At 62.5% G+C, this 12055-nt stretch carries 10 protein-coding genes and 1 pseudogene; 1 reads left to right on the top strand and 10 read right to left on the bottom strand.

Annotated features, from left to right (window positions below; all coding sequences use genetic code 11):
• From EOA85_RS14050 to EOA85_RS14005, 10 genes are all read right to left on the bottom strand, one after another.
• A partial coding sequence (locus tag EOA85_RS14050; RefSeq protein WP_206523301.1) for an NAD(P)(+) transhydrogenase (Re/Si-specific) subunit beta occupies positions 1 to 776 on the bottom strand: 776 nt, incomplete at its 3' end.
• A gap of 6 nt (positions 777 to 782) precedes the next feature.
• Positions 783 to 1211: an NAD(P) transhydrogenase subunit alpha gene (locus tag EOA85_RS14045; protein ID WP_023796796.1), complete on the bottom strand. Its 429-nt coding sequence runs from the start codon at positions 1209 to 1211 to the stop codon at positions 783 to 785.
• Entirely contained in the window at positions 1208 to 2479 is a 1272-nt protein-coding gene (locus tag EOA85_RS14040) for a Re/Si-specific NAD(P)(+) transhydrogenase subunit alpha (RefSeq protein WP_127209836.1), read from the bottom strand. Before EOA85_RS14040 ends, EOA85_RS14045 begins: the two co-directional genes overlap by 4 nt.
• An 85-nt stretch (positions 2480 to 2564) precedes the next feature.
• A complete protein-coding gene (locus EOA85_RS14035; protein WP_029347610.1) occupies positions 2565 to 2789 on the bottom strand; it encodes an aa3-type cytochrome c oxidase subunit IV in 225 nt (74 codons plus the stop codon).
• Between the two features lie 188 nt (positions 2790 to 2977).
• Positions 2978 to 3127 carry a DUF3096 domain-containing protein gene (locus tag EOA85_RS14030; protein ID WP_065006071.1) on the bottom strand — a complete coding sequence of 50 codons (150 nt, stop codon included), beginning with the start codon at positions 3125 to 3127 and terminating at the stop codon, positions 2978 to 2980.
• A gap of 192 nt (positions 3128 to 3319) precedes the next feature.
• A complete protein-coding gene (locus tag EOA85_RS14025) occupies positions 3320 to 4099 on the bottom strand; it encodes a hypothetical protein (protein WP_127209835.1) in 780 nt (259 codons plus the stop codon).
• Positions 4100 to 4247: 148 nt separating this feature from the next.
• Positions 4248 to 6560 (bottom strand): EAL domain-containing protein, encoded by a 2313-nt coding sequence (locus tag EOA85_RS14020; RefSeq protein ID WP_095517376.1) that lies wholly within the window; start codon positions 6558 to 6560, stop codon positions 4248 to 4250.
• A gap of 133 nt (positions 6561 to 6693) precedes the next feature.
• Positions 6694 to 10173 carry an indolepyruvate ferredoxin oxidoreductase family protein gene (locus EOA85_RS14015; RefSeq protein WP_127209834.1) on the bottom strand — a complete coding sequence of 1160 codons (3480 nt, stop codon included), beginning with the start codon at positions 10171 to 10173 and terminating at the stop codon, positions 6694 to 6696.
• A gap of 221 nt (positions 10174 to 10394) precedes the next feature.
• Positions 10395 to 10925, bottom strand: a complete 531-nt coding sequence (locus tag EOA85_RS14010; protein ID WP_164759647.1) for a hypothetical protein — start codon at positions 10923 to 10925, stop codon at positions 10395 to 10397.
• Complete coding sequence (locus tag EOA85_RS14005) at positions 10918 to 11526, bottom strand: CGNR zinc finger domain-containing protein (RefSeq protein ID WP_127209833.1); 609 nt, start codon at positions 11524 to 11526, stop codon at positions 10918 to 10920. The genes EOA85_RS14010 and EOA85_RS14005 overlap by 8 nt, the downstream gene beginning before the upstream one ends.
• A gap of 150 nt (positions 11527 to 11676) precedes the next feature.
• Here EOA85_RS14005 and EOA85_RS14000 point away from each other — a divergent pair.
• Positions 11677 to 12055 (top strand): annotated as a pseudogene (locus tag EOA85_RS14000) (branched-chain amino acid ABC transporter permease); the annotation flags it as partial.

Genomic DNA, 12055 nt, shown 5'->3' with positions numbered 1-12055 from the left:
ATGTAGGAGAGGATCGCGCCGGACGAGCCGACCAGCGCGCCGGTGATGATCAGCGCCAGATTGCCGAGCGTGAAGCCGAGGGCTGCAGCCGCCCAGCCCGAATAGGAATTCAGCATCGAGACGACAACCGGCATATCGGCACCGCCGATCGGGATGATGAGCAGGACACCAAGGACAAGCGATGCCGCCACGATCAGCCAGAACACCAGCTTGGACTCGCTGGTGACCAGCAGCACGATCAGCACGATCAGCGCGATGCCGAGGGCGGCGTTAATGAAATGCCGGCCGCCGATCATGATCGGCTTGCCCGACATGCGACCGTCGAGCTTGAGGAAGGCAATGACCGAGCCGGTGAAGGTGATGGCGCCGATAGCGACTCCGAGGCTCATCTCGATCAGCGCCTGGGCGTGGATGTCGGCAACCGTGCCGATGCCGAAGCTTTCCGGCGCATAGATGGCGGCGGCGGCCACCATGACGGCGGCAAGACCGACGAGCGAATGGAAGGCGGCGACCAGCTGCGGCATCGAGGTCATGGCGATGCGCCGCGCGGTGATCGCGCCGACCGAGCCGCCGATCAAAAGGCCGAGCACGATGAGGCCGAAGCCCCCGGCCGAAGGGGTCGCCAGCGCCAGCGTGGTCGCAATGGCGATGCCCATGCCGATCATGCCGTACATGTTGCCCTGACGGCTCGTGGTCGGGTGCGACAGGCCGCGCAATGCCAGAATGAACAGGATGCCGGAAACCAGATAGAGGAAGGAGGCGAAGTTGGCGTTCATGTCGCTCTACTTGTCCTTCTTCTTGTACATCGCCAGCATGCGCTGGGTGACGAGAAAGCCGCCGAAGATGTTGACCGAGACCAGCATCAGCGCGACGAAACCGAAGCCGGTGGCGATGCCGGACGCCGAGATGCCGACGGCAAGCAGCGCGCCGACGACGATGACCGAGGAAATGGCGTTGGTGACGGCCATCAGCGGCGTGTGCAGCGCCGGTGTGACCGACCAGACCACGTAATAGCCGACGAAGATTGCCAGGACAAAAATGGCAAAGCGGAAGACGAACGGATCGATCGCCCCGCCGGACAGCGCGTGCGCGGCGTCGCCCGCCGCATCGGTGCCGCCTGGAGCTGTGGCCAGATCCTGCACAGCGAGACGGACGGCGGCGGTCGCCTGATCGAGCTGGTCAAGGGCTTTCTGCAAGGTCTGGTCCATCACGCGATCCCTTTCGGCTTGTTAGCGAGCGACTTGGGTGCGGCAAGTTTCCTGGATGTGGCAGCTTTCTTTGGCGCGGCCGGTTTTTCTCCAGCAGCGGGCTTCGCAGGCTCGGCCGAGGCGATCATCACCGCCGGCTTGCCGATGAAAGCCGGATGCACAACCTGCCCGCCATCGGTCAGCATCGTCGCCTTGACCAAGTCGTCGTCGCGGTTGATGGCAAGCGTCTTCGTGGTCTTGTCGACCAGTGTCTCGAGGAACGCAAAAAGGTTCCTGGCGTAGAGCAGCGAGGCGGAGGCCGCGACGCGGCCCGGTACGTTGAGATGGCCGATGATTTTCACCCCGCTGGCCGTGGTCACCACCTGCCCGGGCACGGCGCCTTCGACATTGCCGCCACGTTCGACCGCGAGATCGACGATCACCGAGCCCGGCTTCATCGAGGCGACCATCGCGGCTGAAACCAGCTTCGGCGCCGGACGGCCGGGGATCAGCGCGGTGGTGATGACGATGTCCTGCTTGGCGATGTGCTCGGCGGTCAGCGCCGCTTGCTTGGCCTGGTATTCCTTAGACATTTCCTTGGCGTAGCCGCCAGCCGTCTCGGCCGCCTTGAACTCCTCATCCTCGACCGCCAGAAACTTTGCGCCAAGCGAGGCCACCTGTTCCTTGGCTGCGGGGCGCACGTCAGTGGCGGTGACGACGGCGCCAAGCCGCCTTGCAGTTGCAATGGCCTGCAGGCCGGCGACGCCGACGCCCATGATAAAGGCTTTCGCCGCCGGCACCGTGCCGGCCGCCGTCATCATCATCGGCAGCGCCCGGTCATATTCCGCAGCCGCGTCGATCACCGCCTGATAGCCGGCGAGGTTCGCCTGGCTGGACAGGACGTCCATCGATTGGGCGCGCGTGATGCGCGGCATGAACTCCATCGAGAACGCGGTGGCGCCGGCCCTTGCCAGAGCATCGACGGCAGCATCGTTGCCATAGGGATCCATGATGGCGATGACGGCAGTGCCCGGGCGATAGGCCTTCAGCTCCGCCTCATCAGGCCGGCGCACCTTCAGCACCACATCGGCCTTGGCGACATCGGCGGCCTTACCGATCACAGCGCCGGCCTTACCGAACTCCTCGTCAGGAATGCGCGATGCCGTGCCGGCGCCGCTTTCGACGATCACGTTGAACCCCAGCCCCGCCAGCCGCTTCACCGTGTCGGGCGAGGCAGCAACGCGCGGCTCGTTCGCATCGAGCTCACGAGGGATGAAAATCGTCTGTCCCACCGCATGATCCTTTCGGCTGCAACCTGTCTGCGCAGGACGCCGGCCGGACTTCCGGCGATGTCACGGGCAAGGGGTTTTGAAGAATTTACCGGAGAATGAAAGCGCCGAGGGCGAGGATCAGAACGAACAGGACAAATGCCGAGAAGAAGCCGCCCGCAAAGAAGCCGAAAGCCATTGCGAGAAGCACGGCGGCGCAAAACAGCGACCCGTATTTGGCGAGCATGACAAAGCCGGCATAGGTGCGGTCGTGCTCGGCATAGTCCATCTTCGCGCCTAGTTCGACAGGACCGGTCGGCGAGTGATCAGCCATAGGAATACCCCTTCGAAGACATCTTTCAGGCACATAGCGAAAAGCCAAGCCGAGGGCAATGGCGCTATTGCCGCATCGCTGGAGACAACAGCCTCAAAGGAAAGTTGAAGCTGCCAGATGCAGAGAGATTGTTCCTGAGGTGACCGTGGCTGCCGCCTTGCACTTCCTTGCGGCTGAAGCTTGTCACATCAACCGGCAAGCTGCGGAAACAGCCCGAGCAGGCCAACGACGATCAGATAGAGTGCGACGATGTAGTTGAGGAGTCGCGGCATCACCAGGATCAGCACGCCGGCAATCAGCGAGATAAGCGGAGTGAGTGCGAGCGTGGAAATGGTCATGTCGTTTCCTTTCGATAGGATTGCCGCCAACGCTATGCGGGTCGACGTCGTTCATGCGCCACCGGCGCGCTTGCCAGAACGCCGAAGCGGCCGGAAAGCTCCATGGCCAGGCTGCAAAGTTGCCGAATGACTTGCCTTGTTTAGGTGCATGTTGTTGTCCCAAAACCACTGCGCGCATTTGGGCGACGTACATCAGGCGGCTTCGCGAAAATACTTGGCTGTGGGCAGGATGGTCAGCGGCGCGAGTTCACCGACGTGGGGCATGTCGAACAGCATGCGCTGCTCCATCGGAGTCGAACGGAAGAACGGGAACCGGGAGAGTGACCGCTCGCGGATCGCATTGACGTCGGCACGGTAGAGCACGACCTTGTTGTAGACGCCGGGATAGGCGCGGGCCTCGCTGATCTTCTCGGAATAGTAAATCCGCTTGTAGAAGCCGGCGTGGTCCTCGCGAATGGTCGACAGGCAGTAAGGCGCGTTGAAATGGAAACACGCCATGCCGGCGAGCCGCAATGTTAGGTAGGGAATTTGCGGATAGACGCGTGACCAGTCGGGGTCGGAGGCGAACCGGCTGGGACAGATGAAGCTCAGTCCCTCGGCCAGCATCGGCATGACGATATCGCCGAAAGCCTTGGTGGAAGGCGACATCGGCGTCGCCAGCATGACGTGATGGATGCGCAGCGTGCTGACGAGTTCCTGGTCGATGTAGACGCCGAAACGAAAGACATTCGGCGCGTCGTCGAGCTCGTCGTGAATGGTATGGTTCTCGTTGTCGGGCACCATATCGTTGGAGCGATACGACTTGTAGCGCAGCCGGTAAATGTCCTCGAGGTCTTCGCCCTTGTCGCAGCGACGGTATTCCGTCCGCTCGAGCATCGCCGAAACATTCCTGGCAAAGCTGGACATAGTGTCGGACGCATCACTCCCGTCCGCACCCGCCGCCTGGCGAGGCGAAATCAACTCAACAACCATAAACTCAATCCCCGGAACTGCCGCCGCGATCAACACTAAGGCAGGATCGTAAGATGTAAAGATGAAAACAAGATAGAGATCGTTTACCAGTTATTAAGGTTAATGATTGTAAAAATTATACCAAAGTACGAGATTTCTTCCATGAAAATCAGCGATGCGTGGCCTTCCTGGCCGTCTTGATGTCCTTGGCGAAGGGCCAGACCGTGCTCGACATGGTCTCGATACCGGACGCGCTTAGCGCCGAGCCGAACAGGAATCCCTGAACCAGGTCCGGCTTGACCTGCAAGGCCAGGATCTTGAGCTGCTCGAAAGTCTCGACGCCCTCGACAGTCACCGAAAGTCCCAGTGGCCGTGACAGGTTGACGATGCCCTTGAGCAGTTCGAGCGAACGGCTGTTCTGGGTAACGTCCATCAGGAACGAACGGTCGATTTTGATCTTGTCGAGCGGAAGTTTGTGGAGATAGCTGAGGCTTGAATAGCCGGTGCCGAAATCATCGAGCGCGATGCGCACGCCAAGCCGCTTCAATTCCTCGATATACTGACGCGTCAGCGACTTGTCGTCGAGCAGTGCCGTCTCGGTGACCTCGATCTCCAGTCGGCCGGCGGCGAGACCGGAACTGGCGAGCGCATGGCGAACCTTCTCGATAACGTCGCGGTTGCGGAAGTCCTTGGCCGAGAGATTGACCGAGACACTGGTCTGTGCGGGCCATTTGGCGCATTCGGTGCACGCCGCATGCAGGACGAAGGTGCTGACCTCGGAAATGATGCCCATTTCTTCCGCCAGCGGAATGAAGATGCTGGGCGAAATTGGTCCGAGATCGGGGTGGTCCCAACGGCACAGCGCCTCGCAGCTGGCTATGCGCATTGTGCTCATCGCCACGATTGGCTGGTAGACCACCCGCAACCCCTTGCTTTCTACAGCGGTGCGCAGATCCGCCTTCATCAGCTGACGGTTGCGGAAAGCGACCTCCATCGACGCCTCGAACAACCGCCAAGTATTCTTGCCGAGTTCCTTGGCCTTGTGGAGCGCGAGGTCCGCCTTGACGATCATGGCGTCGACATCGGTATCCCTGACCCTCGACAGCACCGCGCCACCGCTGGCCTGGATGCGCAACCCATGGCCGGCGACGTCGACCTCGCCCTGCAGCTCAATGAAAATCTCGTCGATTTGGCTGGACAGATGGCTCTCGTCCTCGACGCGGTCGAAGAAGATCATGAACTCGTCGCCGCCGAAACGGCTGACGGTGACGCCTGGTCCGACGACCGCCGCTAACCGTTCAGCGACGGCGTAGATCAATCCGTCGCCGACCGGGTGGCCAAGCGTGTCGTTGACGCTCTTGAAGTCGTCGAGGTCGAGCACGGCGAGCCCGCAGAGACGTTCGAGGTCACCGGATGCCATGGCCTCTCCGATCAGCTCGTGGAAATAGGCGCGGTTGGGCAGGCCGGTGAGGTTGTCATAGCGCGCCATGAAGCGGATCTTGTCTTCCGCCTCAACGCGGGCCGTCACATCCTCGAAGGTGATGACCCCCAGCTCCTGGCTGCCTTCACGCGCCGAGAACTCATAGTGCTGACCGTTCGCGAGCGAGACGAGAACCTTGCGGTCGCGGCCCTCGCGCAGGGCGCGCGTAAGCTGGGCTTCGATGTAGCGGCAGTCCTTCGGCGCCAGCATGCCGCCGGCAACGCCGCGCATCAGCAGACCGTGAATCGATCGCCCGAGCAGCGCGTCGGGCGATTTGAGCGACATCAGATGCGCGGCTTCGGCATTGGCCACCGCCACCCGGCCGTCGGGGCCGAGCATGACAAGGCCATGCGACATGGTGTTCAGCGCCCGATTGAAGCGCTGGGCAAGGCGGTTCGCCTTCTTCTCCTCCGACACCGCCGCAAAAAGCACATCGCGCACCGTATTGGCGAATTTGCGGATCGCGAACAGGAACGGCGCTGACAGCAGGCCAAGGAGGACATGATAGATATCGCCGCGCAGCAGGAAGCCCAGCGAGATGGGCCAGGTCAATGCAAGGGTCAGGATGGTCACCATGCGCGGCGAGCCGTAGTTGCGGCCGGCAATGGAGGTCGCGGTCGCCAGCGTGAGGCAGACGGAGGCGATCTCGGCGAAATCGTCGCGCGCAAAGTAGATGCCGAGCAGGCAAAAAGCCCCGAGCGTAAGCCCATGCATGGAGCCGTAGAGTATATAGTCGTTTTCGCGCTTGTGCGCTTCCTCCCAGGTCGTTGGTGAGGGCAAGCTGTTGTATTTTTGGAAATTTCTCATGCGGAATATGCCGACGAGAACCATCGCAATCGCAACAACCAGGTAACGCGGATCGCCGTTCTTCCACCATACAAGGCCGATCAGGAAGGTTTGCGCGAGAATGCCGATCGAAAGCGTCACCCCGTCGCGAAACAGAGTTTCCACGAACGGGATATAGACGTCGACCGGAATCTCGTTTTTTCTTTTCAGATTCACGCCTGAATCCCAACCCTGGGGACCCAAGCTGTGTCACATTCGCCTTAAGAAAGATTTAGAGAGGCCGTTCCGGGCTTTGCCGTCAGTCGGTTGGCGCCGGGAAGCTACCCTTCAAACAAACAAGGCATATCGATTACTCGGCGGCCTGGAGTTCCGGCCGAACGGGTATTTTTGCCAGGCGATCGAGCAGCCTTAGGCGTTCGCCAGCGGCCTTTTCGGCACTGGCCTGCCTGACGTGACCATAGCCGCGAATGAGCGCCGGCACCGAGGCAAGCGCGGCCGCAGCCTCGACCATGCCTGCCGCCAGCGCGCTGGCGACAAGCTCCAGATCGGCCTCGTACTGCGCAAGAAGCTGCCGTTCCATACGCCTTTCGGAGCTGTAGCCGAACACATCGAAGACCGTGCCGCGCAAGCCTTTGATCGCTGCCAGCAGGCGGAACCCATCCATCATCCAGGGACCGAAACTCGACTTCCTCGGCTTGCCGTCCTTGCCGCGCCTGCCCATCATCGGCGGCGCGAGATGGAATTCGAGCTTGTCGTAGCTCTGGAACTGCTTGCCCAGCTCGGCGGCGAAGGAGCCGTCGGTGTAAAGCCTCGCCACCTCGTATTCGTCCTTGATCGCCATCAGCTTGAACAGGTTCCTCGCAGCGGCCTCGGTCACATCAGTCGAACCGGGCATCGCCCTGGCTTCGGCCTTGCGCAGCGCGGCCAGTCTGTCGGCGTAGCGCGTGGCATAGGCAGCGTTCTGATAAGCGGTGAGGAAGGCGACGCGGCGGGCGATAATGTCGTCCAGCGTTTCGACGACAGCGGCGTTCTGTGCAGCCGTGCCCGGCTGGGCAACGAGGCCGCGCACGAAATCCGGCTGGTGGGCGGCGCGGCGGCCCCAGCGGAAGGCTGAGACGTTCATCGCCACGGCCTGGCCGTTGAGTTCGATCGCCTTTTCGACTGCCTCGGCCGACAGCGGCAAGCCGCCATGCTGGAAGGCGAAGCCGAGCATGAACATGTTTGCGCCGAGCGAACTGCCGAACAGCGCGGTGGCGGTGCGGGTGGCGTCGAAGAAATGCGCCTTGTCGTCGCCGGCGGCAGTGCGGATCGCCTTTTTCAGCCGCTCGACAGGCAGCGAGAAATCCGCCGACCGGGTAAACTCACCGGGCATGATCTCGGCGGTGTTGGCGAGGAAGATCGTGTGGCCCTCACGCACCGCGGCGAGCACCTTTTGAGCGCCCGACACGACGAGGTCGCAGCCGAGCACAAGGTCTGCCTTCCCCGCCGAAACGCGGATGGCGTGGATATCGCCCGGGCTGCGCGCGATGCGGACATGGGTGAACACCGAGCCGCCCTTCTGGGCAAGGCCGGCCATGTCGATCATGCCGCAGCCCTTGTCTTCGAGATGGGCCGCCATGCCGAGCACCGCGCCGATGGTGACGACGCCGGTGCCGCCGACGCCGTCGATGATCGCCGCCCAGCCCTGTTCGCCGAGCGGAAATTCAGCGGGCGCGGGCACGCCGTCGAGCGGATCGGTCGTGCCGGCCATACCCTCGGCCTTCCTGATCTTGGCGCCATGCACGGTGACGAAGGACGGGCAGAAGCCGTTGACGCAGGAGAAATCCTTGTTGCAGCTCGACTGGTCGATCCTGCGCTTGCGGCCGAATTCAGTCTCGACCGGCTGGATCGACACGCAATTCGACTGCACCCCGCAATCGCCGCAGCCTTCGCAGACCAGTTCGTTGATGAAGACGCGCTTGTCGGGATCGGGGAATGTGCCGCGCTTGCGGCGGCGGCGCTTTTCGGCGGCGCAGGTCTGGTCGTAGATCAGCACGGATGTGCCCTTAACGGCGCGCAATTCGCGCTGGACGAGGTCGAGATCGTCGCGGTGATGGATGGTGGCGCCGGCGGGGAATTCGACCTTGCCGGTATATTTGTCCGGCTCGTCGGTGACGATAGCGATACGCTCGACGCCCTCGGCCCGCACCTGCCTGGCGATCATGTCCACGGTCAGGCCACCCTCGTGTGGCTGGCCTCCGGTCATGGCGACGGCGTCGTTGTAGAGGATCTTGTAGGTGATGTTGGCGTCGGTCGACAATGCAAAGCGGATCGCCAGCGCACCAGAGTGGTTGTAGGTGCCGTCGCCGAGATTCTGGAAGATGTGGTCGCGCTTCGAGAACGGCGCCTGGCCGACCCATTGGGCGCCCTCGCCGCCCATGGCGGTGAAACCAACGGTGTTGCGGTCCATCCAAAGCGCCATGAAATGGCAGCCGATGCCGGCGGCGGCGAGCGAGCCGTCGGGCACCTTGGTCGAGGAATTGTGCGGGCAGCCGGAGCAGAAGAAGGGCGTGCGCGAGGCGATATCTGACGTGTCGGCGAGCATCGCCTGGAATTGGCGAAGTTTCGCCACCCGCGCGGCGATCTCGTCCGACGGACCGATCGTCCGCAAGATTCTCTCGCCGAGCGCTATGGCGATGTCGTTTGGATCGAGCGCGCCCTTGGCCGGGAACAGCCCGTCGCCGCGCTCGTCCTTCTTGCCGACGATGACCGGCTGCATGGCGGTGCCGTAAAGGTTTTCGCGCAGTTGCACCTCGATCAGCGAGCGTTTCTCCTCGACGACGACGATGGTGTCGAGGCCGCGAGCGAAGTCGGCGATGTGTTGCAGGTCGAGCGGCCATGGGCAGCCGACCTTGAACAGCCTGATCCCGATGCGATTGGCGGCGGCCTCGTCGACGCCGATGTCTTCCAGCGCCTGGCGGACGTCAAGATAGCTCTTTCCGATGGTGACGATGCCAAGCTTCGGGGCACGTCCACCGGAATAAACGATCCGGTTCAGCCCGTTGGCATGGATGAAGGCCGAAGCGGCGGCGCGCTTATATTCATGCAGCCGCTCCTCCTGGCCGAGCATGTCGATCTCGTTGCGAATGTTGAGGCCGCCAGGCGGCATGTCGAAGTCCGGGACGACGATATCAAGCCGTTCGAGTGCGGCATCGACCGAAGCCGTCGACTCGATGTTGTCCTTGACGCATTTGATCGCCGCCCAGGTGCCGGCGAAACGCGACATGGCAAAGCCGTAGAGCCCATAGTCGATGATCTCCTGGACCCCCGCCGGATTGAGGATCGGCACCATAGTGTCGACGAACAGGAATTCGGTCGCGTGCGCGTTGGTCGAGGATTCGGCCATGTGGTCGTCGCCCATCAGGGCAAGCACGCCGCCATATCTAGCCGAGCCGGCGAGGTTGGCATGTCGGAACACGTCGCCGGAGCGGTCGACGCCCGGTCCCTTGCCGTACCAGACCGAAAAGACGCCGTCATGCGTGCCCTCGCCCAGCAACTCGGCCTGCTGCGATCCCCAGCAGGCCGTGGCCGCGAGTTCCTCGTTGAGGCCGGGCTGGAAGACGATGTCCGACTGGGCGAGCTGCTTCCTGGCCTTCCAAAGCTGCATGTCGAGGCCGCCGAGCGGCGAGCCGCGATAGCCGGAGACGAAGCCGGCGGTGTTCAGGCCAGCCCGGCGGTCGCGCGCGCGCTGCATCAGCAGCATGCGGATGACCGCCTGCGCGCCGGAAAGGAAGATGCGCTCCTTCCCCAGGTCGAACTTGTCGTCGAGCGCGACATCATACAGCGTCATCAGGCATTTCCTGTGCGGCCACGGCTAGAGGTGCGCAGCCAACGTCGGAGTCGAGTGCCTACAGTCTTTCTTCCCTTGCCGGGGAGGTCAAACAAAATCGAAGATGCCAGACGAGGCGCAACAAATGATCCATGCGCGGCCGTGTGGCGCCACGAAACGCCTGTCGGGGAGGATGGCCGAGCACGAAAATTCCGGCGGCGGTCAGTGCCGCTGGTGACGCATCATGCAGCCTTTGGGCAACTGGGCTTCGGTTCGCCGGGCAGCTTGCCGTCGACATGGCCTGCCAGGTCCTTGTTGAGCTCGTAGACTGGCCCGACCACGAGAGGCCGGTCGGGCAGGACCGACTGGTCGAGCGAGGACGTCAGTGTCGTCTCGAAACTCTGCAGCAAGTTGCCGCTGCGATCCTCGATGCGGATCGACACGGTATAGGGCTTGTCCTTTACGACGCAGGTGAGCGGCGGGCTGGTCAGCGTTACATGCGGCAGCTTCGGCCATATTTTCTGGGTGACGATGATCGGATCACCACCGGCCGGGTTCTGGAAGGAGACCACGGCGACCTGTCCCTCACCCACCGGCCGCAACGGATTGAGGGTGATGACATAGGTGGCGATGCCCAGCCGGTAGTTGAACTCGAACAGCTTCCCGGAAATGGCGAACAGCTGGTCCTTGCCGGAGTCACGGCAGGCGCCGAGCGCGGCCACCGCGAACAACGCCGCGACGACAATCATCGCGCGCGAGTATCTTTTAGACATTGGTGACCTCCCTCGCCGCGGTCCGGCGGCGATAGTATCGGTTTGCCTTCTGTCGGTTGCCGCACACCGCCATGTCGCACCAGAGGCGGCTGGAATTGCGGCTTTTGTCGACAAACAGCCAGCTGCAGTTCGGACATATCCTCAGCCTGGCGATTGTGTCGCCGCGCAGCAGCGACAGCGCCGAGACCGCAAGCGCCGCCTCGAAGGCAATCGGCGTCGCCGGATTGCCGAATAGTTTTCCGGGCCTCCCGATTTCGGTGCGGCTTTGGGCGAGTCCGTCGGCGCAGGCTTCAAGGAATTCAGGCATGTCTCCGGTAGTGATCGCACCTTTCGAAACCGCGCGGCGAAACAGCCGATCGGTCGTCTCCCTGATCGACAGCACCACCGGCGCGATCTTTTCAGGCGTCGGCGCTACGAGCGGCCTGCCGCCGAGCTCGGCGGCGCGAAACCCGCTCGCCGCTTCGGCAAAGCGGGTGATCTCCGCCGGATCTTTGAGCCGGTCGAAGGTTTTCTCCGGATCGTTCCGCAAGACGACGGTGTTCGCCGTGTCGAGCGCAAGCATGCCACCGGTGAAGCGGTGCGGAGTCCAGGATACTACCATATGGCGAATCTAACCGATAAATCGCATTTGACAAGTTAGATTCCGGGTGCAACGCTCGTCACGGAGGCGATCGCCATTGCCTTGTCTTGAGAACGTCGTTCGTCCCAAACCGCTGCGCCCCGATTGCGGGGCATGCATCGAGGACATTGCATGCTCTATTTCTTCCAGCAGGTTCTGAACGGGCTGCATTCGGGCGCGCTCTACGCATTGCTTGCCTTCGGCTACGTGCTGACCAACGGCATCCTGCACCGCACCAATCTTGCCTATGGGGCGCTGTTCGCCTTTTGCGGGCATACGATGATCCTCACCGCGGCGTTCGGCTATCAGGTGCTATGGCTGACGCTGTTTGCATCCGTCGCGCTCGGCGTAGCTGCGGCGTTCCTTTATGCGGCGCTGCTCAGCCGTGTCTTGTCGCGAAGCATCTTCGAACCGTTGGCCGACCGCTCGCCCAACGCCATCGTGGTGACGACGCTCGGCATATTGCTGGCCCTGTCGGAAGCCAGCCGTATCGCCGCCGACACCCATGATC

Source organism: Mesorhizobium sp. M5C.F.Ca.IN.020.29.1.1, assembly GCF_003997375.1.
Taxonomy (GTDB): domain Bacteria; phylum Pseudomonadota; class Alphaproteobacteria; order Rhizobiales; family Rhizobiaceae; genus Mesorhizobium; species Mesorhizobium wenxiniae.
The sequence above is the reverse complement of the archived record's forward strand: the minus strand, read 5'-3'. Positions and strand labels throughout refer to the sequence as shown.